Raw genomic sequence first — 21,837 nt, 5'->3', positions numbered from 1 at the left:
ACGCCGACTCTCCCGCACTGCCATCCCGTCAACATCGCGACGTCATCTGCCGGTGTCCGGCATGGCTGACTCCCGCCAGATCATGCACCCGCGGCAGTGCGATGGTGACGCAGCACCTTGTCGAGATGCTCGCCCAGCTGCTCGGCATCGACCTCTCCCTGAATCCGCGCTTCGGTCATTTCCTGTTGTCCTGCGAAGAACAGCAGGCTGGGCGGTCCGAAGAGGCCGAACGATGACAGCAGCTCACGGGTGGTGGCATCCGTCTGGGTGACATCGGCGCGAATCAGATGAAACTGGCGCAGCTGGCTCGCGACGCGCGGAAAGACCTCGCGCTCCATCACCTTGCAGGAGATGCACCAGTCGGCGTAGTAATCGACGAAGACCGGTTGCCCGCGACGGTCAGCCAGTGCCAGCTCGCGCTTGAGGGCAGCCAAGTCGGTGACGGTGGTGAAGTCCAGCGTCTGCTCGGTTGCCTGTCCCGAGGCAGTTCCGCCTCCGGTGAAGGGGGCCAATGGGCGTAGCGGATCGCTTGCGCCGCCGGCCACGCCCAGCAGGCTGATCATCCCCCAGCCGAGTGCCAGCAGCCCCAGTGCTTGACGGGCGCGGGCCCAGCCGTGGTTTGAGGAGCTGATCGCGCCGAGCGCCACCCCGGTGCCGATGGCCAATGCCGCCCAGCCCAGCACCGCCAGCGAGGCCGGCAGCAAGCGCTCTACCAGCCACAGCGCCACGCCCAGCAGCAGAATGCCGAAGGCCTGCTTGATGCCTTCCATCCAGCCGCCGGCCCTGGGGAGGAGACTGGCGCCGAAGGTGCCGACCAGTACCAGCGGCACCCCCATGCCGAGCCCGAGCGCGAACAGCGCCAACCCGCCACTGGTGGCATCGCCACTGGCGGAGAGATAGACCAGCGCTCCGGCCAGAGGTGCCGAGACGCAGGGCGATACCACGAGTACCGATAACGCGCCTGCCAGCGCCAATCCCCCCGGGCCGGCATTCATCAGGCGCCCCTGCAGCGTGTCGAGGCGCGAATGCAGGCGGCCGGGCAGGCGTAGATTGAAGGCGCCGAACATGGCCAGCGCGAACAGCACGAACAGGGCGGCAAAGGGAATCAGCACGACGGGAGATTGCAGTTGGGCCTGCAGGTTGAGGCCGGCGCCGAACAGACCCATCAGCGTGCCGGCCGCGGCGTAGGTGAACGCCATGCCCAGGGCGTAGCTTGACGACAGCAGCAAGGCGCGCGGGCGGCTGGGGCGCTGGCCGACGATGATCGAGCTGAGAATCGGGATCATCGGCAGCACGCAGGGCGTGAAGGTCAGCCCGAGGCCTGCCAGGAAGAACAGCCCGAGCAAGGTGACGAGGCCGGCATCCGTGAACAATGCTCGAAAGCTGCCATCCGTCCCCGGGATAGCGGTGGGCTCGCCGGCACGATGTGCGCCAGTGTCGTCGGCAGCGCCGTTCTCCAGGGCGGCGGCATCAGGCATCAGGTGGGCAAAGGCATCGGGCGCACTCTGCTCACCGGCCTCGAGCGTGACGGTCTCGGGGGGGTAGCAGAGGCCGGCGTCGGCACACCCCTGGAAGGTGATGGATATCGGTACCGGACCACTGATCGATGACGCCTCGTCCGGGGCATTCTGACGGTCTGCGGCTGTCAGAGGCAGGCGAATGACCAGTGGGTCATGGAAGACGTGCACGTCGCCCAGATAGGGGTCCTGCTTGAATTCGCCTGGGGGCAGGTCCGCGGCACCGAGCCGGAGGTCGTCACGGGAAGTCGCGAAGTCGAATTGATGGCGATAGAGGTAATAGCCCTCGGCACTGGTGAAGCCGACATAGAGGGTGTCGCCTTCACGCCATGCGCGGGGCGTGAAGGCCTCGCTGACCGGCAGGAAGTCGCTGCTGGATGCCTGTCTCGTGAACAGCCCGGTAGACGATTCGCTGCTGGAGGAGGCGGCCGGACTGCTGCCGAACAGCCCGGCATGGGCTGGCAGGGCGAAAGTGGTCAGGCTGAGGAGCAGCACAATGACCAGCAGCACCCCGGGGCGCATCGGTCGGGCGAGGGCGAGACTGGCGCGAATCTGGCGGGAGATCGCGTCATTTGCGGGAAACGGACGAAGCACGAAGGCATCCTTTTGCAGTGCCGGGAGAAGAAGCCGATCTTGCGAGTGCCTGTGCCCTCTGCGCGATCAGCTCGCTTGAGGTGTTCGTCACGGAAAGAGGGCCGGCAATGATGCCCACGATGATCACGGGTCGCGACTTGCACCAGGATGAATGCGCCACCATGTAGCGATGATCTCCCCCCGGTTCTGACGTCGCGATGAGCGCGACTGGCACACGCAGGGACGCATGATAGGATAGGACGTACGTCATGAGTACCGGCGCTGGAGGCAACGCGGGTATCGACACCGGTTCACGGTCTTCTGACTCGTCTTTTTTCACACGGCTTTTTACAAGGCTTCATACAAGGAAGAACGCATGGCCCTATTCGGTAAAGGCAGCAAGCGTGGCGCGGGTCGCGACGTGCTGGAAACACCTCAGTATGGCTGGATCTGGAAACCACTGGTCGGGCTGTTCGTCATTTACCTGCTGGTCTGCGTTGGCCTTGGGATCTACTGGAGCAGCGAGCCGGACGAATTCAATGTCGACCAGGCCACGCGCACCGAACTGGCCCGCGTACATGGGCTGGCGGCACCCGTTGCCAGTGTCGATGGCGAACAGCCGGCACCGGCCTTCGAGGTGCTGCCGACGGGCACGGCGACTGTCGCGACCCTGATGAAACTCAACGATACCCTGCTGCACAAGCCCGGCGGCTATCTGAAGAATGACGTGGCACCCCCGGGGCTGTGGCTGGACAACATGCCCAACTGGGAATATGGCGTGCTGGTGCAGGTGCGCGACATGACGCGCGAGCTGCGCAAGGAATTCAGTCGTTCACAGTCTCAGTCCAGTGATGACAAGGCGCTGGGCAAGGCGGAATCGCTGCTGTTCATCGACGCCAATGCCTGGATGCTGCCGGAAGCCGAGCATGAATATGCCGATGCCAACCGCCAGTTGGGGGACTACCTCAAGCGTCTGAGCGATGACACCCAGAACAATGGCCAGTTCTATGCGCGCGCCGACAATCTGGTGGCCTGGCTGTCGGATGTCGAGAATCGTCTCGGTTCCCTGTCACAGCGACTGTCCGCGAGCGTCGGCAAGTCTCAGCTCAATCTGAGTCTGGCCGGTGACAAGAACGCGACCTCGGCCAAGAGCACCCAGACGGAAGAAGAGATCAAGACGCCGTGGCTCGAGATCGACGATGTCTTCTATCAGGCGCGCGGCACCTCCTGGGCGTTGATCCATCTGCTCAAGGCGGTGCGTCATGACTTCCAGGGCGTTCTGGAAGACAAGAATGCCCTGACCTCCATCGACCAGATCATCCGTGAGCTGGAGTCGACCCAGACCGATATCGGCAGCCCGGTGATCCTCAACGGTTCCGGCTTCGGTTTCTTCGCCAATCACTCGCTGGTCATGGCCAACTACATCGCACGCGCCAATTCCGCGATCAGTGACCTGCGCAGCCTGCTCGAGAAGGGCTGAAGTCTGACAGCGAGGCTGGCGGACCCTGACGGAGGTCATGTCCCGCCAGCCTCGTCAGCCTGAACTGGATCGGGCTGAGCCCAGAAAACGAAAAGCCCCCGTCAATGACGGGGGCTTTTTCATGAGCGGTCAGCAAATGAGGGTCAGTTGGCGACCGTCACGGGAAGGATCAGTCCTTCTGGTAGGCAGCTGCTGCCTTCTCGATCGCGGCACGCGCGGCATCAGCGCCGTCCCAGGAATCGATCTTGACCCACTTGCCCTTCTCGAGATCCTTGTAGTTCTCGAAGAAGTGCGCGATCTGCTGACGCAGCAGTTCCGGCAGATCAGTGACTTCCTGGACGTCGTCGTACAGGGAGGTCAGCTTCTGGTGCGGTACGCAGACCAGCTTGGCGTCTTCGCCAGCTTCGTCGCTCATGTTGAGCACGCCGACCGGACGCGCACGGATGACGCTGCCCGGCGCGACCGGATACGGAGTCACGACCAGCGCGTCGAGGGCATCGCCATCGTCAGCCAGGGTGTTCGGGATGTAACCGTAGTTGGCCGGGTAGAACATCGGAGTGGCCATGAAACGATCCACCATGAGTGCATCGATGTCCTTGTCGATCTCGTACTTGATCGGCGCGTGATTGGCCGGAATCTCGATCGCTACGTAGACGTCGTTCGGCAATTCCTTGCCAGCGGGGATCTTGTCGAAACTCATTGTCGAGTCCTTGGGTTTGCGGGTTGAAGGCCTGCGGGTCAAAATTCCGCTGAATTATACGAACTGGCAGACCGTTTTGCCATTATGCCACGCTCGATCGCCTTGCGTTGCACCAACGAGTGGTGGCACTGCAGGCTGACTCGGGTAACACTTGGCAGCGCGCGAGCCCATGTGGAGGCCATCCATCGACACTCTGGCCGATGGTGTGCCCGTTGTTCAAGGATCGCCGCGCGACTCGCGGTGCCGTGCAGACACTGTGACGAGGCCTGTCGTGGCCGGCATGCACCAGCAGGGTCGTCACCGCAGGACAGACATGCAAGGAGACCGCCTTGGCGGATGCAGAGCTTTCACTCAGTTATGGTCAGGCCTTCGTGGCACCGGACCGCAAGCGCCACCGCAGCTCGATGTCGCTGGAAATTCCTGTCGAGCGTGGCCCGCTGGCGACCAAGGGCGGCTGTGCGTTGATCGCGGATACCACCAGCAAGAACGCCATCGCCAAGCAGGCGGGCGATCTGGCCGTGCGTGGCTTTCTGGCCGACTACTTCGCCACGCCCGACAACTGGAGCGTCAAGTACTCCGCGACTCGTGTGCTGCGAGCGCTGAACAGCTGGTGCTACAGCCAGAGTCGCTTCGTGCGTGGCGGCAGTTACGTCACCTCGATTTCCGCGGTCATCTTCCGTGGCCAGTCGGCGCATCTGTTCCATGCCGGCGATACCGTGGTGTTCCGTCTGCGTGGTGGCGAGTTCGAACAGATCTCGCGTGATCATGTCACGGACCTGGGCGGTTATCGCTATCCCTCACGGGCTCTGGGCATGGATGTCAGTCTCGACATCGATTACATCGAATTGCCGCTCAAGCAGGGCGACATCTTCCTGCTGACCACCCAGGCGGTGCGCGGCACCTTGCTGCCCTCGGACTTCGTGTCACTGATTCGTGATGATGTCTCGGATCTGGACGCCGCCAGCGAGCGTCTCGCGCATGCCGCGGCGGACCGTGCCGACGAACGTGGCTATACCGCGGATCAGTTCTGCTTCCAGCTGGTGCGTATCGATCGCCTGGCCAGTGCCAGCGAGGACACGCCGGGGCGCATCTATGGGGATCTGCCGGTGCCGCGCGAGCTGGAGCCGGGGGATCGCATCGATGGGCTGGAAGTGCTGGAGGTGATGTCACGCAGTGCGCGGGTGCGCGTCTACAAGGTCCGCGATCTCAAGAGCCGGCGCGTGATGGTGATGAAGGCGCCGAGTCCGGAGCTCTCGCTCAAGAACGCCTATCTCGAGCACTTCCTGCTCCAGCAGTGGGTGGTGGATCGCGTCAACTCGCCCTTCGTCGTCAAGGTGGTGGAACCCTCGCGCCCGCGGGATCACCTCTACTATCTGCTCGAGCATCTGGAGGCGCAGACGCTGACCGACTGGGCGCGCCAGCATCCCCAGGCCAATCTCGAGCAGCGCCTGGATATCGCCCGCCAGCTGGGCAAGGCGGTCCACGCACTCAATCGGCGTGAAGTGCTGCATCAGTTGATCCACCCCGACAACGTGATGATCGACCGTCACGGCAAGGTAGTGCTGGTGGACTTCGGGGCCTGTCATCTGCGCGAAGGGGATGGGCACGAGAGTGCCGGTCCCCTGGTGCGCCAGGTCGGGCTGACCGAGCACAGTGCGCCGGAATATGCGCTGGGGGCCGAGGTCAGTCGCCGCAGCGATCAGTACGGGCTGGCGTCGGTGATCTACTGGCTGCTGACCGGCATGCAGCCCTACGCTCAGTCGATGGATCAGCTGCGCACCCAGACGGACCTCGAGCTGCTGGAGTATCAGCCGGCACGCATGCGCAACCCGCAGGTTCCCCAGATGCTGGACGATGCCCTGAGGCGTGCGCTGGACCCCCAGCGCACCTTGCGCTTCCGGCGTCTGTCGGAGCTGCTCTATGCGCTGCGCCTGCCACAGCAGGACCCCGGCAAGGCCATCACGCCATCCGAGGCCATGCGCGAACCGGCCAATTTCTGGCAGGGCGTCGCCGGCATCCTGCTGTTGCTGCTGGTGCTGTCCTGGTTGCTCAAATAGCACTGCGTGTGTCGGTGGCGTGCGGTTGTCGAGAGCAGCCTCGCGTCATGAACGAGAAAGCCCCGCACAGTGATCTGTGCGGGGCTTTCTCATGGGTGCCGCAACGGCGTTGGCACAGCGCTGCCCGGGGAAGCGGGCAGCGCGATCAATCAGATCGAGAACGGCGTGAGCTTCTTCTCGACCTTGGCCAGCGTGAGGCGGGCGACCGCCGGCAGACCATTGACGAAGGGCGGGAAGTCCTCGCCCTGGATCAGCGGTGACAGGTACTGGCGGCAGGCGTCGGTAATGTAGAAGCCGTCTTCGCTGATGAACTCCAGCGGCATGAACTTCTCATGGTTGGCGATCTGCTCCAGCGGCGCCTCGATGATGTCCCAGGCGTAGTCAGCGCCATCGCCGAGGCGACGGATCGCCGGCATCACGGCGTTCTTGCCGGCCAGGGCCATTTCCACGGCAGCACGACCCGTGGCGTACGCCTGCTCGACGTCGGTCTTCGAGGCGATGTGGCGTGCCGCGCGCTGCAGATAATCGGCCACGGCCCAGTGATACTTGTAGCCGAGATCCTGCTTGACCATGCCGGCCAGCGTCGGCGCCACGCCGCCCAGCTGACGGTGGCCGAAGGCATCGGTGTTGCCGGCATCGGCCAGGAAGGTGCCGTCTTCATAGCGGGCACCTTCGGAGACCACCACCACGCAGTAGCCGTGGTCCTTGACGCACTGGTCGACACGCGCCATGAAGTCCTTGCGGTGGAAGGCGACTTCCGGGAAGACCACGATGTGCGGCGGCTGAGTGGCATCTTCGCCAGCCAGGGCACCGGCGGCGGCGATCCAGCCAGCGTGACGTCCCATGACCTCAAGGATGAACACCTTGGTGGAAGTGGCGCACATGGAGGCGATGTCGAGGCCGGCCTCGCGGGTGGAGGTGGCGATGTACTTGGCCACGCTGCCGAAGCCCGGCGAGTTGTCGGTGATCGGCAGGTCGTTGTCCACGGTCTTGGGTACGTGGATGGCCTGGATCGGGTAGCCCATGGTCTCGGCCAGCTGGGAGACCTTCAGGCAGGTGTCGGCGCTGTCGCCGCCACCGTTGTAGAAGAAGTAGCGGATATCGTGGGCCTTGAACACCTCGATCAGACGCTCGTACTGGGTACGGTGATCCTCGATGCTCTTGAGCTTGTAACGGCAGGAGCCGAAGGCACCGCCCGGGGTGTGGCGCAAGGCGGCGATGTTCTCGTCGCTTTCCTGGCTGACATCGATCAGATCTTCGGTCAGGGCGCCGATGATGCCGTTGTGACCGGCGTAGAGCTTGCCGATCTGGTCGCCGTGTTCACGCACGGCTTCGATCACGCCACAGGCGCTGGCATTGATGACGGCGGTAACGCCACCGGACTGGGCGTAGAAGGCATTGTGCTGGGGCATGGGCTTCTCGTCTCTGCTTCCTTGTCATGGTCTTGAACGGGCTGGCGCTTACCCGCCGCATCATATCCGAAAGACATGACCCCTGCACGACGCCCGGATGCCACGTGTCTGTCGTTCTGCCCCGACACGCCCGTGCTACTCGCCGCCTGGCGGGCATGCTAGGCTGCTCGGGCTTCCGGATTGGAGAAACAGATGCACCTTCACGTCATCGGTATTTGCGGTACCTTCATGGGCTCTCTGGCACTGCTTGCGCGTGCGCGCGGCCATCGCGTCACCGGCAGCGATGCCAATGTCTATCCGCCCATGAGCACACAGCTGGCCGAGGCCGGTATCACCCTGATGGAAGGGTATGCCGCCGACAATCTCGAGCCCGCGCCAGAGCTCACGGTGGTCGGCAATGCCGTCTCGCGCGGCAATCCTGAAGTCGAGGCGCTGCTCGAGCGCGGCCTGGCCTACACCTCCGGCCCGCAATGGCTGTGTGACGAGGTGCTGACGGGACGACCGGTGGTCGCCATTGCCGGCACCCACGGCAAGACCACCACCGCGACCATGACCGCCTGGATTCTCGAATGCGCGGGCCTCACGCCGGGCTACCTGATCGGGGGCGTGCCGCCGCAGCTGGGCGATTCCGCGCGTATCGGCGACCCGCAGGCACCCTTCGTGGTCGAGGCCGATGAGTACGACACGGCCTTCTTCGACAAGCGCTCCAAGTTCGTGCATTACCGTCCGCGCATCGCCGTGCTCAACAATCTCGAATTCGACCACGCCGACATCTTCCCGGATCTCGCGGCCATTGAACGGCAGTTCCATCACCTGGTGCGTACCGTGCCGGCTGGCGGCAAGCTGGTGGTCGCGGCGGACGCCGTCGCCGGTGCCGAGGCGCTGGAGCGCGTGCTGGATCAAGGCTGCTGGACGCCGGTGACACGCTTCGGCGATGAAGGTGGCATCGAGAACGCCGGTGGCGACTGGCGCTATCGTCTGATCAGTGCCGATGGCAGCCACTTCGCGCTGGCGGCGCCGGCCGCCGTGTCCGGCGAGGCGGACCGCTTCGTCGAGTGCCAGTGGGCGATGCGCGGACGCCACAACGTGGCCAACGCCTGTGCCGCGGTGGCCGCTGCCGTCGAGTGCGGCGTGAGTGTCGAGGCGGCGCTGCAGGCGCTCGCGTGCTTCGCGCCGCCCAGGCGCCGCCAGGAGCTGCGCGGTGAGGTGGCCGGCGTCAAGGTCATCGATGACTTCGCGCACCACCCGACCGCCATCGCCACCACGCTTGAGGGCCTGGCGCCGGGCGTGGCAGCCGAAGGGCAGGGCGGTCGTCTGTGGGCGGTGATCGAGCCGCGTTCCAACACCATGAAGCTTGGCACCATGAAGGCTCGCCTGCCGGCAGCGGTCACCGCAGCGGATCGGGTCAGCTGGTTCGCGGGCCCGACACTGGGCTGGTCACTGGACGAGACGGTCAGCGAGTGTCGTGCCCTCGGCGTTGAAGCCGATGTCGAGCAGGACCTCGACGCCCTGATCGCCAAGATCGCCAATGACTCCCGCGCCGGCGACTGGGTGGTGGTGATGTCCAATGGTGGCTTCGGCGGTATCCACGAACGTCTGTTGAGTGCACTGGCAGCACGGGAAGGTGAGGCATGAGCCAGCAAGCGAAAGCCCCCGAAGGGGAGTTCAAGTCAGCGGTCACCGTCGCGCTGACCGGGGCCTCGGGTGCCCAGTACGGCCTGCGGCTGATCGAATGCCTGGTCGCGGCGGGTCATGAGGTGATGGTGATGGTCTCCAAGGCCGCCCACATGGTGATCGCCACCGAGACCGATGAAGAACTGCCGGCGCGCCCGGCTCGCCTCACCGAGGTGCTCACCCAGCGCTACGCCGCCAGGCCCGGTCAGATTCGCTGCTTCGGCCGCGAGGACTGGATGGCGCCCGTGGCGTCCGGCTCCGGCGCGCCGAGTGCCATGGTGGTATGTCCATGTTCCACCGGCTCGCTCTCGTCCATCGCGACCGGCGCCAGCAACAATCTGATCGAACGCGCCGCCGACGTCGCCCTCAAGGAGCGTCGCACGCTGATCCTGGTGCCGCGCGAGACGCCGTTCTCGGCGATCCATCTCGAACATATGCTGAGCCTGACGCGCATGGGGGCCGTCATCCTGCCCGCCGCCCCCGGCTTCTATCACCGCCCGCAGACACTCGATGACATGATCGACTTCATCGTCGCGCGCATTCTCAATCAGCTGGGAATCGCGCATGCGCTGATGCCGCGCTGGGGCGAAGGGCATGTCAGTGGTGACTAGTGTCGTCATCTTGATCATCGGATTGTGCAGGGAGAGCAGGGAATGCTGAATTGGTCATTGTTGTCGGTGTTCGTGCCGACCTTCTTTCTGGTGTCGCTGACACCGGGCATGTGCATGACGCTGGCCATGACCCTGGGGATGACGCAAGGGGTGCGCCGCACCCTGTGGATGATGGTGGGCGAGCTGCTGGGGGTCGGGCTGGTGGCGGTCTCGGCCGTGATCGGGGTCGCGACCATCATGCTGCGCTATCCGCTGGTGTTCTCGGCCTTCAAGCTGGCTGGGGGCGCCTATCTGGTGTGGCTCGGCATCCAGATGTGGCGCTCGCGAGGGCGCCTGGCGCTGGGGGCCGTGGGCGAGGCCAGTGCTGCACCACGCGCCTCGCGGCGGACATTGGCGGCACAGGGCTTCGTCACCGCCATCGCCAATCCCAAGGGCTGGGCGTTCTTCATCGCGCTGCTGCCACCGTTTCTGGACGCGAGCCTGCCGATGACGCCACAGCTGGTGGCGCTGGTGGGCATCATTCTCACGCTCGAATTCAGCTGTCTGATGCTGTATGCCGGTGGCGGCAGTGGACTGGCGCGCTGGCTCGGTCGTGGTTCGCGCGTGCGGCTCATGAACCGGGTCGCGGGGACCCTGATGGTCGGCGTGGGCATCTGGCTCGCCACCGGCTGACCTCGGCATGCCAAGGCGCTGACCGACACACCCCGAACACACGAAGGCCCGCCAATGGCGGGCCTTCGTGTGTTCGCCGGCTGGAGCAACCGCGACGACGGGGACTATCGGGGCGGCTGGCGCAACGCCGGCAGCTGTCTCAACGGTGGTGTGCGAGTCAATTGCGTCGCAGGGTCTCCAGTGCCGCCGCCGCCACGATGAAACTGCCGCCCACCAGCGTCATCCAGGTGGGAGCCTCGCCGAGAATCAACCAGGCAAGCAGCACCCCATACACCGGCTGCAGACAGCCGATCATGCCGACGGTCTTGGCCCTGAGGCCGCCCAGGGCGAAGGTCATCAGGGCATGGGGGGTGGCCGTGAACACGACGGCCAGTACCAGCATGGCGATGCCTGTTCCCGGGCTTGCGTCCATGATCTCGCCGGAGGCGAACGGCAATGTCAGCACCACCACGCCCAGCGCCTGCAGGCTCATCGACAGCACCGGGTTGAGGTGGCTGAGACGGTAGCGCACCAGCAGATTGCGCGCCGCGAACAGCAGGCCCGAGAACACGCCCCACAACACTCCCGCCAGGCTATCGCCCTGCGTGCTGCTGTCGCCGCCGGGAACCAGCAGCCAGACGCCGATGCACACCAGCCCCGCTGCCGCCAGATCCCCGGCTTTCAGGCGCGTGCCCTCCACCCAGGGTTCCAGCAGCACGATGAAGATGGGATAGGTGAACAGTGCCAGCATGCCGGTGGCCACGGACGAGACCTGCATCGCGTGGAAGTAGCTGACCCAGTGAGCGGCCATCAGCGCCGCGGCCACGCCCACCAGCGCCCAGTCGCGGCCGCTCAGGCGCAGCGAGACCTGCCACTTCAGCCGTGCGATCCACAGAAGGAACAGGCCGGCCAGCAGGCTGCGCCAGGTGGTGATGTCGAGCGCCGAGAGTGGCAGGCCCTTCGAGAACAGCGCCGTGCCGCCGAGCAGCGCGATGCCGAGATGAATCGACATGAGCGCCTGGGGCTGGTTGGCAGGGGGAGCGGCAGGACCGGGCATGGGTATCCTCTTGGGCAGAAGGCGAAGGTGGCGGTGGTGATGACGTGCAGCGATCACCTTGAGGGTCGATCGTGAGTGTCGGGCTAGAGCGGCAGCCACAGCAGGCGCGCCGTCAGCAGACCCAGACTCGCCAGGCTCAACCACACCACGGGGGCGGCCGGCGAGGGGCAGGGTTGCTGGACGAAGGCAGGGTAGCTGATGCGCACCAGAGCACACGCCAGCAGTCCCAGACAGGCGCCGCCCAGGATATCGCTCAGATAGTGCACGCCGAGGAAGATGCGAGACAGCCCGATCACGCTACAGGCGATGATGGCGCTCCAGTAGATCCAGCGTCGGCGTGGAGAGGGTTGCCGTTCGGCGATGAAGGCGGCTGCCAGGCCGAATACCGCGACGGCACCGGCCGTGTGGGCACTGGGGAACGACATCGAGCCCTCGAGGAAGGCGGGAGTGTCCGGACGGGGGCGCTGGATCAGATACTTGAGCACGGTATTGGCGCAGGCGATGCCGACCCAGGCGGCGCTCAGATGGATCCATATCGCATGGCGGCGCGTGAGTGCCAGCCACACGAGCCAGGGCGCCACGAGTGCCGCGAGCCCCGTGCCATCGCCGAGCTGCGACAGCCACAGGCTGGCCTGGTGCAGAAGGTTCTCGGGCAGCAGGGTGTGGAGTCTGTCGGCGAGCGAGGCCGCAACGACGTCGATCTGCCAGGGCCCGGGGTGAGCGAGTGCCGCCAGACTCATCGCGGGCACGCTGATGACGGCAAAGACCAGCAGTGCCATCGAGGCCAGCGGGAACTCGCCTTCCGGGTCGGGGTGGCGCAGCTGCCACCACAGGCGACGGCCGGATGCCGAGCGACGCATGCGGCGCGCCAGCCAGTGATAGAGGCGGCCTTCGCGGCCCAGCTGGCGGCGCAGAAAGGAGAAGGCAAAGGCGCAGGCGATCAGGCCGCTGGCCAGGCCGATCAGCAGGCCGTTGGCGCCCGGTGGCAGCGTGAACAGTGATTGCCAGGTCTGGCCCAGCAGGTAGCCCGGCAACAGATAGGCGGGAGACCACGCCAGTGCCGAGAGACCATTGACCATGAAGAAGCGCGAGGCCGGCATGTCCAGCATGCCCGCGACCAGCGGGATGATCGGGCGTACCGGGCCGACGAAACGCCCGAAGGCGATCGACCAGCTGCCGTGACGATGGAAGAAGCGCTGACCGTGTTCGATCCATTCGGGGTGGCGCGAGAAGGGCCAGCGCTGCGGTAACTGATCCCGATGATGGACGCCGAGCCAGAAGCTCACGCCATCGCCGATCACGGCCCCCAGCGCACCGGAAAGCAGCACCAGTGGCAGGGAAAGCTCAAGATGCCCCGCCAGCGAAGCGCCGGCCGTCAGCATGACCACACCGGGGACCAGCAGGCCGACGATGGCGAGGGATTCGAGCAGGGAGATGAAGCCGATGATGACAATCAGCGCCACGGGGTGCTCGCTCAGCGTGGCCATCAGGGAGGTGGGGTCCAGCCAGTGAGTCAGTGTGGCAAGGGTGTTGCTCATTCATTGAGGTCCATCAGGGTGAGTTGGGCGGCCAGCAGGCGTTGTTCGAGTTTCTGTACCGTGTCGCCCGCCTTGTAGTTGACGAGACGAGCGTGAGCGATGATCGAGCCGGTCTCGGGCTGTGTCGTCGCCGCCAGGGCGGCCGTCAGGCGTTCACGCATGATCAGAGCGCCGGCCTCGCCGGTATTGGGGAGCATCAGCCAGAACGTGGCCTTGTCACTGCGACACAGCAGATCGCCCTGACGCGAGATGCCCTGCATGACATCGCAGGCCGAGGAGAGACACTCGATGCGGCGGTCTTCCCCGAATTGCTCACCGAGCATCTCCAGCTGCGGCAGGTAGATGACCAGGATGCTCAACGGCTGCTCCAGCGCACTGGCGCGTGCGGCCTCGCTGGTCAGCCGCTGCTGGCCGGTGCGCGCATTGTAGGCATTGCACTCGACTTCCTCGCTGGCGGTCATGCGCATGACACCTGACTGCAGGTTGTTGATCACGAAGGGCTGGCTGGCGACCAGCAGCAGGCAGACATAGCGCAGTACCTCGCCGAAGTTGTCATCCGGCTGACCCAGCAGCCATAGCCACAGCGGGGCCAGTACCACGTTCAAGAGCATCGCCGGCGCCAATGGCAGCAGCAGCAGTGTCAGGATGCTCGGCAATCCCAGCCACAGCGACATTCCGATGTGCGCGCTGGGGGCCTCCAGCGCCAGCATCAGATAACCGCCGATCAGCGCCAGATAGGCGGGAAGCGGCTGCTCTTCATCCAGGAGGTGCAGAGCGGTCGCGATCCCCATCAGCAAGGTGGCCAGCACCGGTGTCAGGATGTGGGAGTAGTCCCCGACCAGATAACGCCAGAGCGCGTAGGTGGCCAGCACCAGGGTCGCCAGCAGCATGATCAGGGTCTTGCGATTGGCCAGCCGGCGGCGCTCTCTGGCGCGCGTGGCCGTCGTTGACGAGGACATCAGTCTTCAGCCTCCGCCTGGGGGGTGTCGGCGAGTGCCGCCTTTCGGGAGGGGAGCGCGGGCAGGTGAGTGATCGGCTCGCGCTCCTCGCTGAGGTTGGCGCTCGCCGCCTGCAGGTCGAGATGGTCGGCCTCGGTATCGTTCAGCGGCTGGACCCGCGCCCGCACTGGCATGGCAAGATGCTCCATGAGCTGACGCCGCCGCAGGTTGGCGGCGTGTTCGCTGCGTGCCACCAACAGCAACGCTAGGCAGCCGTCGTCAAGCTGATAGCGTGTCTCATGGGGCAGCGCCGCGCTGTCCAGCGTATTCAGCAGACGGCGACGCGTGAGGCGGGTGGGCGTGGCTGGCTCCAGCAGGATCAGCTCGATGTGGATGCCTTCACGATCTGCCCGGGAAATTTCGCGCGGCAGATCCCGGAGCAGCTGGTATTGTGACCAGATGGCACGATTCGCGTCACGGCGACCGCGCCGTTCCAGCTGACGCCAGACCTCCTGCTGACGCTGCCCGGCGATGGCGCCCAGCGCCATCAAGGTGGCCGTGATGCCGATGCCAAGGCTCAGCCAGTCACTGCCCAGCGGCGTGAGTGCCAGCCAGGTGGTGATCAGCCCGATGATGGCGCAGGCCGGCGCCAGCCACGAGGGGCGCGGATAGAGCAGCAGCACGGCAAACCCCCATAGCCACATCATGTGCTGCTCGGGTGCCAGCAGCACCAGCAGCGCCATGATCACCGCCACGCTGAGCATGGCCGTGGTCCGGAACCAGCCCAGCGTGAAGAGTTCGTGCGCCAGGGAGACCACCAGCAGCAAGGTGCCGCCGATGGCCAGCAGCAGTCCGGTGATGGTCAGGGCGAGGCTGATCTGGCGCGCCGCTTCCAGCAGCAACAGCACAGAGCCGAGCAGACAGATGAACTGACTGACCCGGACTTTGAACTTGATCTCCATGGTGACTTATATTGGCACCTTTCCCGTGGATGACATGAATCCGACCAGACTCCCCGGTCGGATGGGGCGCAGCGCATAGAGCCATGCCATGACAGGATGTGCGAGCGTGATGCCGCCTGCCTGTCCCGGCTCTGCCAGGCGCTGATACGGGCCAGCATACCCCAAACCATGATTTTCCGAAGTGTCGAGGTGATCCGGCGCTTTCGCTTCACCCCTCCCTCGGCTGATCCACAGGCGCCAGAGCGGGCGGAAGGCACTTTCCTACATCTTTCTACGAATGAGACAAGGCACATGAGCGAGCTGGGCAAGCACGACACCACGGACGTCGTGGCTTACATGAACGGTCTGGGCGGCGATGCCCGCGCAGCGAGCGTGGTGATGCGTCGTGTCGACAGCGGCCTCAAGAACCGGGCGCTGCAGATCATGGCGCGACTGATCGACGAGCGCCGCGAGTCGCTGACCGCCGCCAACGCCGATGACCTGACGCGAGCGCGTGACAATGGCCTGTCGGAGGCGATGGTCGACCGCCTCGCCCTCACGCCGGCGCGTATCGACGCTATGATCGAGGGGCTCGAGCAGGTCGCGGCCCTGCCGGACCCGGTCGGTGAGATCGACGGCCTGAAATATCGTCCCAGCGGCATCCAGGTCGGTCACATGCGTGTGCCGCTGGGCGTGATCGGCATCATCTTCGAATCACGGCCCAACGTCACCATCGAAGCCGCCAGCCTGTGCCTCAAGTCCGGCAATGCCTGCATCCTGCGTGGTGGTTCCGAAGCGGCGTCCAGCAACCGTGCGCTGGGTGAGATCATCCGCGAGGCGCTGGTGGCGGCCGGGCTGCCGGCGACGGCGGTGCAGGTGGTGGCCACCACGGACCGTGCCGCGGTGGGCCGTCTGATCGCGATGCCCGAGTACGTCGATGTCATCATCCCGCGTGGGGGCAAGAGTCTGGTCGAGCGCATCACCAATGAGGCGCGCGTGCCGGTCATCAAGCATCTCGACGGTATCTGCCACGTCTATATCGACGCCACGGCAGATCTCGACATGGCGGTGAGCATCGCCGAGAACGCCAAGACGCACCGTTACGGTACCTGCAACACCATGGAGACCCTGCTGGTGGATGTGGCTGTCGCGGCCGAGGTGCTGCCGCGCATCGCCGAGCGTCTGGCGGTCCATGAGGTCGAGATTCGTGGCTGTGAACGCACCTGTGACATCCTGTCCGAGGCCGTGGCCGCCACGGATCAGGACTGGGATACCGAGTATCTGGCACCGATTCTGGCGATTCGGGTCGTCGAGGGCGTGGAAGCGGCGATGGCGCATATCGAGCGTCACAGCTCCGGACATACCGAAGCCATCATCACCGACAACTATGCGCTGGCGCGCCGGTTCATGGCCGAAGTGGATTCCAGCTCCGTGATGGTCAATGCCTCCACCCGCTTTGCCGATGGCTTCGAATACGGATTGGGTGCCGAGATCGGCATTTCCACCGACAAGCTGCACGCTCGCGGGCCCGTGGGGCTGGAAGGGCTCACCACACGCAAGTATGTCGTGTTCGGCGATGGGCAGATTCGTCAGTGAGATCTCCAGACCCTTCCTCGGTCAGCGCATCGCCACGGGCGCTGGACGATAGCCAGCGCCCGCTGAATGTCGACGGCGACGCCGCGCAGCGCGAACCTGCCGCACAGCCGGGTGGGGAGGCCTGCGACACTCTGCCTGACGAGAAGCCACAGCCCGGCTTCGAGGGCTGTCTCGGGCCGGTCCCCCGGGTGGCGATGCTCGGGGGCACCTTCGACCCGGTACACCACGGGCACCTTCGCAGCGCCATCGAACTGCGTGAGGCGCTGGGCCTGGATCATGTGTTGATGATTCCCTGCCATCAGCCGCCACATCGTGCCGCACCCGGGGTGAGCAGCGAGGAGCGTCTGGCCATGCTGGAGGCCGCGATTGCCGGTGAGCCGGGGCTCAAGGCGGATGCCCGCGAGCTTTTCCGGGATGGGCCGTCCTACAGTGCCGACACCCTGGCGAGCCTGCGCGGCGAATATGGCCCTCAGGCGCGGCTGGTGATGGCCATCGGCCATGATGCCTTTCTCAAGCTTGGCGAATGGCATGCCGCCGAGCGATTGTTCGATGATGCCCATGTCGTGGTGATCGAGCGCCCTGATCATGATGCTCCTCTGCCAGAGGCGTTGAAGGCCTTGATCGAGGGGCGGGAAGTACAGACGGTGGCCGAGCTGATGGCGCGTCCCGGCGGCCTGTTGCTGCGGTTGTCATTGCCGACCCGCATGGCGATCAGCGCGACCTTCGTGCGCGAGCGGCTCGCGCTGGGGGATAGCGTGCGCTACCTGCTGCCCGAGACGGTCATCCGCCATATCGAGGCCCGGTCGCTTTACTGCCCGCCCTGTGAGTGAGGGTTCGTGACGCGTAGATTGACGATGCCCATAGGCGAGCGCATCACCAACGGGTAGAATGCGCCCCCTGCCGAACAAACTTCCGAGGAATCATGCAGACCGAAGCTCTTAAAAACCTGGTGATCGACGCCCTTGACGACCTCAAGGCCCAGGAAATCAGCGAGATCGATGTCTCCAAGCTGACCAGCGTCACCGATGTCATGGTGATCGCGACGGGGACTTCCAGCCGTCATATCGCCGCTCTGGCCAACAATGTGCAGGTCACGGTGAAAGAAGCCGGCGTCAAGCCGCTGGGTTGCGAAGGCGACAACGGTTCCGACTGGGTGTTGCTGGATCTGGGCGATGTCGTCGTCCACGTCATGCTGGCCGAAACCCGTGCCCTGTATGACCTCGAGCGCCTGTGGAGCGATCTGCCCCGCGAGACGAGCGAAGAGTTCGAACAGCGCAGCTGATTCCGCTCTTGCCTGCCTCAAGAGGCGGAGTGATGCGGCACGGCGGTGCCACCGGCGCCGGTTGCGGGCAGCATGCTGACAGGGCGGGCCCGTGGTGGTTGGACGGAAGGAGAGGGTCAGCGGGCATGCCCGTTGGCCACTGACGACACGGGACAGGACATGAAGATCCGAGTACTGGCGGTCGGGCAGAAGATGCCTGACTGGGTGGAGAAGGGTAGCCGGGAATATCTCAAGCGCATGCCAAGAGACTTTTCCCTCGAATTCATCGAACTGGCGCCCGGAAACCGTGGCAAGAACGCGGATATTGCCCGTGCCATGGCCAGTGAAGGTGATCGGATGCTCGAAAAACTCAAGGGAAATGAACATGTTGTCGCCCTTGATGTCCTAGGGAAGTCGTGGAGCACGGAGCAGCTGGCTCAGCACGCCGATGACTGGCGCCTGGGCGGTCGCGATGTGGCCATCCTGATCGGCGGTCCTGACGGGCTCGATCCACGCCTGCTGGCCCGCGCGGATCAGCGCTGGTCGCTCTCCGCACTGACCCTGCCGCACCCGCTGGTGCGCATCGTATTGGCGGAGCAGCTCTACCGCGCCTGGACACTGCTGGTCGGGCATCCTTATCACCGTTAAGCGCCTGCCGCTTGCGACAAGACACGAGTTGCGAGACCCGCCATGCGCCAACGCCGGGCGACGATCAAGAATCCCCAACAGGAAGTGCGGATCTTTCGCCTTCGCAGTATCGTGGCCGCCGGCCTGGTGCTGGTGCTGGCCGGTTGCCTGCTGGCACGGCTGGTCTTTCTTCAGGTCGTGGAACACGATATCTATACCACGCGCTCGGACAAGAACCGTGTGCGTGTCGAACCCCTGCCGCCGACGCGCGGCCTGATCTATGACCGCAACGGTCGTCTGCTTGCCGAGAATCGCCCCAATTACAACCTGACCATCGTGCGCGAACGCGCCGGTGATCTGGAGACGACGCTTGAGCGTCTGGTCGAGATTCTCGATCTCCCCCCTGATGAAATCGAAGACTTCAAGGAACGCTCGCGTCAGCGACAGCGTCCCTATCAGCCAGCCCTGTTGATGAGTGAACTGAGCCAGGAGCAGATCGCGCGTCTGGCGGTCAATCGCTATCGCCTGCCGGGTGTCGAGGTCGAGGCCCAGCTGCTGCGTTACTACCCGGATGCCAAGCCGCTCTCGCATACGCTGGGCTATGTCGGGCGCATCAACCAGGCGGAGCTCAAGACCCTCGACAAGGGCAACTATTCGGGAACGCACTTCATCGGCAAGACCGGGATCGAGCGCTTCTATGAAGAGGCGCTGCATGGTCAGGCCGGGCTGCGCAAGGTGGAAACCAATGCGCGCGGCCGCGTGCTGCGTGAGCTGTCGCGTATCGACCCGCAGCCCGGCAAGGACTTGACGCTGACCATCGACCGTGGCCTGCAGGATCTGGCCTATCGACTGCTCAAGGGGCGCCGTGGGGCGATCGTGGCCATCGAGCCGGAGAGCGGCGAGATCCTCGCCATGGCCTCGGTGCCGGGCTTTGATTCCAACGAGTTCGTCACCGGCATCAGCGTCAAGAGTTACCGTGCGTTGCAGTCCGACATCGACCTGCCGCTGTTCAATCGGGCGATACGTGGACAGTATCCGCCTGCCTCGACGGTCAAGCCCTTCATGTCGCTGGCGGGGCTGGACAATGGCGTCATCACGCCGCAGACCACCTTCTTCGACCCGGGGTATTTCCAGCTGCCCAATGACAGCCACAAGTATCGCAACTGGCTGCGCTGGGGGCATGGACGGGTCAACATGCGGCGCGGTATCGCCGTCTCCAATGACACCTACTTCTACAATGTCGCCTATCGACTGGGCATCGATCGCATCAGCGAGTACATGCACAAGTTCGGGTTCGGTGAGCAGACCGCGCTGGACGTGCAGGGTGCCTTGCCGGGGTTGATGCCGTCCAAGGAATGGAAGCGCAATCGCTACGACAAGCCCTGGTATCCCGGCGAGACCATCTCCATCGGGATCGGCCAGGGCTACTGGTTGACGACGCCCCTGCAGCTCGCCTCCGCCGAGGCGGTGCTGGCCAATCGTGGCCGGCATGTGACGCCTCATCTGGCCAAGCGCATCGGCGATGAGACGGTGCTGTTGCCGCGCAGCGAAGAGAAGCCTGACGTGGTGGTGGAGAATCCGGCCTGGTGGGACGAGGTCATCGGCGCGCTTGAGGACGTGGTCAATGGCCGCGAGGGCACGGCGCGCAAGTACGTCGGTCCCGGGCTCAAATATCGCATGGCCGGCAAGTCCGGTACGGCGCAGGTCTTCACCCTGGGGCAGGACCAGAAGTACAACGGTCACGAGCTGGCGGAGCGTCTGCGCGACCATGCCCTGTTTGCGGCGTTCGCGCCGGTCGAGAATCCCGAGATCGCCGTGTCCGTGGTGGTGGAGAACGGTCAGGGCGGAAGCTCGGTGGCCGGCCCCATGGCACGTGCCATCACGGATTACTGGTTGTTGCCGCGCATTGATCCTGTCGCCCGTGATGCCGCCCTGACGCTGGCGGCGGCCCTGGAAGAGACGGCGGCGCAGGCCGAGCAGAGCGAAACCCCTGCAGGAGTCAATGATGCCGACTGATTATCAGCGCTCGATGCGCAGCGTGGGAGGCGAGCTCAATCGCCGGCGTCGCACCAGTCTGTGGGAGCGGATCCATCTGGACCCCTGGCTGCTGCTGTTGCTGCTGATCGTGCTGGGGTGCGGTCTGATCGTGCTCTACAGCGCCAGCGGTCAGGATATCGATTTCACGCTGCGCCAGGCGTCACGTCAGGCGTTGGCGCTGGGGGTCATGATCGGCCTGGCGCAGCTCTCTCCGAGCACGCTGTATCGCTGGGCACCTGTCGCCTACGGCGGCGGTTTCCTGATGCTGGTGGCGGTGGAGGTGCTGGGGGATGTCGGCATGGGGGCCCAGCGCTGGCTGGTGATTCCCGGCGTCGTGCGCTTCCAGCCGTCGGAGCTCATGAAGCTGGCGATGCCGATGATGGTCGCCTGCTGGCTGGGGCAGCGGCCGCTGCCGCCACGCTGGCGCGATCTGGTCATCTGTGGGGTGATCATCGTCACGCCGGTGCTGCTGATCGCTCGGCAGCCGGACCTGGGAACCTCGCTGCTGGTCGCGGCGGCCGGGGTCTTCGTCATCCTGCTGGCGGGACTCTCCTGGAAACTGATCGCCTTCTTCGGGGCGTTGATCGCCTCGGCGCTGCCGCTTCTGTGGATGGTGATGCATGACTATCAACGCCGGCGTGTGCTGACCTTCCTGAATCCGGAGTCCGACCCGCTGGGTGCCGGCTGGAACATCATCCAGTCCAAGACCGCCATCGGCTCCGGAGGCTTGCTGGGCAAGGGCTATACCCTGGGGACCCAATCGCAGCTGGAATTTCTGCCTGAGCGGCATACCGACTTCATCGTCGCGGTGATCGGGGAGGAACTCGGGCTTCTGGGCATGAGTTTCTTCCTCGCCCTCTACGTGTTGATCGTGCTGCGCGGGCTGGTGATGGCCAACCATGGTCAGGACAGCTTCGCGCGCCTGACAGGGGGAGCCATCATCCTGACCTTCTTCGTCTATGTGTTCGTCAACATCGGCATGGTGTCAGGCATTCTCCCGGTGGTGGGCGTTCCGCTGCCGCTGGTCAGTTATGGTGGGACCTCCAGCGTGACCTTGCTGGCGGGCTTCGGTATTCTCATGAGCATTCATACCCACCGGCGCCTGCTGTCGCGTTGACGCGGCCTTTGCAGCTACCGGATGGCAAGGACATTCGCGGGCCGACGCCC

18 protein-coding genes are annotated in these 21,837 nt (G+C 64.9%); 11 read left to right on the top strand and 7 right to left on the bottom strand.

The genetic code is table 11. The annotated features are described in order from the left end of the window. Positions 1 to 80: 80 nt before the first annotated feature. Positions 81 to 2,111 carry a protein-disulfide reductase DsbD gene (dsbD, locus tag QD228_RS01430; RefSeq protein WP_279874195.1) on the bottom strand — a complete coding sequence of 677 codons (2,031 nt, stop codon included), beginning with the start codon at positions 2,109 to 2,111 and terminating at the stop codon, positions 81 to 83. Positions 2,112 to 2,466: 355 nt separating this feature from the next. Here dsbD and QD228_RS01425 point away from each other — a divergent pair, with 355 nt between their 5' ends. After that, complete coding sequence (locus QD228_RS01425) at positions 2,467 to 3,570, top strand: DUF2333 family protein (protein ID WP_077371875.1); 1,104 nt, start codon at positions 2,467 to 2,469, stop codon at positions 3,568 to 3,570. A gap of 169 nt (positions 3,571 to 3,739) precedes the next feature. Here QD228_RS01425 and ppa read toward each other — a convergent pair whose 3' ends face one another. After that, positions 3,740 to 4,270, bottom strand: coding sequence for an inorganic diphosphatase (gene ppa / locus QD228_RS01420; RefSeq protein WP_043331979.1), 531 nt, complete (start codon positions 4,268 to 4,270; stop codon positions 3,740 to 3,742). A gap of 329 nt (positions 4,271 to 4,599) precedes the next feature. Between ppa and QD228_RS01415 the strand changes: the two genes are divergently transcribed. Then, positions 4,600 to 6,327, top strand: coding sequence for a bifunctional protein-serine/threonine kinase/phosphatase (locus QD228_RS01415; protein WP_077371878.1), 1,728 nt, complete (start codon positions 4,600 to 4,602; stop codon positions 6,325 to 6,327). Between the two features lie 149 nt (positions 6,328 to 6,476). Here QD228_RS01415 and QD228_RS01410 read toward each other — a convergent pair whose 3' ends face one another. After that, positions 6,477 to 7,739 carry a 6-phosphofructokinase gene (locus QD228_RS01410; RefSeq protein ID WP_077371881.1) on the bottom strand — a complete coding sequence of 421 codons (1,263 nt, stop codon included), beginning with the start codon at positions 7,737 to 7,739 and terminating at the stop codon, positions 6,477 to 6,479. A gap of 192 nt (positions 7,740 to 7,931) precedes the next feature. Between QD228_RS01410 and mpl the strand changes: the two genes are divergently transcribed. From mpl to QD228_RS01395, 3 genes are read left to right on the top strand one after another with little or no spacing between them, the layout of a single operon-like run. Beyond that, positions 7,932 to 9,374: a UDP-N-acetylmuramate:L-alanyl-gamma-D-glutamyl-meso-diaminopimelate ligase gene (gene mpl, locus QD228_RS01405; protein ID WP_279874192.1), complete on the top strand. Its 1,443-nt coding sequence runs from the start codon at positions 7,932 to 7,934 to the stop codon at positions 9,372 to 9,374. Further along, complete coding sequence (locus tag QD228_RS01400; RefSeq protein WP_077371887.1) at positions 9,371 to 10,024, top strand: flavin prenyltransferase UbiX; 654 nt, start codon at positions 9,371 to 9,373, stop codon at positions 10,022 to 10,024. The genes mpl and QD228_RS01400 overlap by 4 nt, the downstream gene beginning before the upstream one ends. Before the next feature lie 42 nt (positions 10,025 to 10,066). Continuing rightward, positions 10,067 to 10,696 carry a LysE family translocator gene (locus QD228_RS01395; RefSeq protein ID WP_077371890.1) on the top strand — a complete coding sequence of 210 codons (630 nt, stop codon included), beginning with the start codon at positions 10,067 to 10,069 and terminating at the stop codon, positions 10,694 to 10,696. 157 nt (positions 10,697 to 10,853) lie between these two features. On the opposite strand, the gene QD228_RS01390 is transcribed toward QD228_RS01395, so the two are convergent. From QD228_RS01390 to QD228_RS01375, 4 genes are all read right to left on the bottom strand, one after another. Beyond that, positions 10,854 to 11,732: a DMT family transporter gene (locus QD228_RS01390; RefSeq protein ID WP_279874190.1), complete on the bottom strand. Its 879-nt coding sequence runs from the start codon at positions 11,730 to 11,732 to the stop codon at positions 10,854 to 10,856. An 83-nt stretch (positions 11,733 to 11,815) separates the two neighbouring features. Further along, positions 11,816 to 13,270, bottom strand: coding sequence for a bifunctional DedA family/phosphatase PAP2 family protein (locus QD228_RS01385; RefSeq protein WP_240704178.1), 1,455 nt, complete (start codon positions 13,268 to 13,270; stop codon positions 11,816 to 11,818). Continuing rightward, entirely contained in the window at positions 13,267 to 14,229 is a 963-nt protein-coding gene (locus tag QD228_RS01380; RefSeq protein ID WP_077371896.1) for a diguanylate cyclase, read from the bottom strand. Before QD228_RS01380 ends, QD228_RS01385 begins: the two co-directional genes overlap by 4 nt. Then, a complete protein-coding gene (locus QD228_RS01375) occupies positions 14,229 to 15,170 on the bottom strand; it encodes a hypothetical protein (RefSeq protein ID WP_141392698.1) in 942 nt (313 codons plus the stop codon). The genes QD228_RS01380 and QD228_RS01375 overlap by 1 nt, the downstream gene beginning before the upstream one ends. A 291-nt stretch (positions 15,171 to 15,461) precedes the next feature. Here QD228_RS01375 and QD228_RS01370 point away from each other — a divergent pair, with 291 nt between their 5' ends. From QD228_RS01370 to rodA, 6 genes are all read left to right on the top strand, one after another. Then, positions 15,462 to 16,745: a glutamate-5-semialdehyde dehydrogenase gene (locus tag QD228_RS01370; protein WP_077371902.1), complete on the top strand. Its 1,284-nt coding sequence runs from the start codon at positions 15,462 to 15,464 to the stop codon at positions 16,743 to 16,745. A 194-nt stretch (positions 16,746 to 16,939) separates the two neighbouring features. Continuing rightward, a complete protein-coding gene (nadD, locus tag QD228_RS01365; RefSeq protein ID WP_077371905.1) occupies positions 16,940 to 17,575 on the top strand; it encodes a nicotinate-nucleotide adenylyltransferase in 636 nt (211 codons plus the stop codon). Positions 17,576 to 17,667: 92 nt separating this feature from the next. Beyond that, the gene (gene rsfS, locus QD228_RS01360) at positions 17,668 to 18,027 is read left to right on the top strand and encodes a ribosome silencing factor (protein WP_077371908.1); all 360 of its coding nucleotides are present in this window, start codon (positions 17,668 to 17,670) and stop codon (positions 18,025 to 18,027) included. A gap of 159 nt (positions 18,028 to 18,186) precedes the next feature. After that, entirely contained in the window at positions 18,187 to 18,654 is a 468-nt protein-coding gene (gene rlmH / locus QD228_RS01355) for a 23S rRNA (pseudouridine(1915)-N(3))-methyltransferase RlmH (RefSeq protein WP_077371912.1), read from the top strand. 42 nt (positions 18,655 to 18,696) lie between these two features. After that, entirely contained in the window at positions 18,697 to 20,649 is a 1,953-nt protein-coding gene (mrdA, locus tag QD228_RS01350; protein ID WP_084209161.1) for a penicillin-binding protein 2, read from the top strand. Further along, positions 20,639 to 21,787, top strand: coding sequence for a rod shape-determining protein RodA (gene rodA / locus QD228_RS01345; protein ID WP_077371918.1), 1,149 nt, complete (start codon positions 20,639 to 20,641; stop codon positions 21,785 to 21,787). Before mrdA ends, rodA begins: the two co-directional genes overlap by 11 nt. The last annotated feature ends 50 nt before the right edge of the window (positions 21,788 to 21,837 follow it).

This window comes from Cobetia sp. 3AK (assembly GCF_029846335.1).
GTDB lineage: Bacteria > Pseudomonadota > Gammaproteobacteria > Pseudomonadales > Halomonadaceae > Cobetia > Cobetia marina.
The sequence above is the reverse complement of the archived record's forward strand: the minus strand, read 5'-3'. Positions and strand labels throughout refer to the sequence as shown.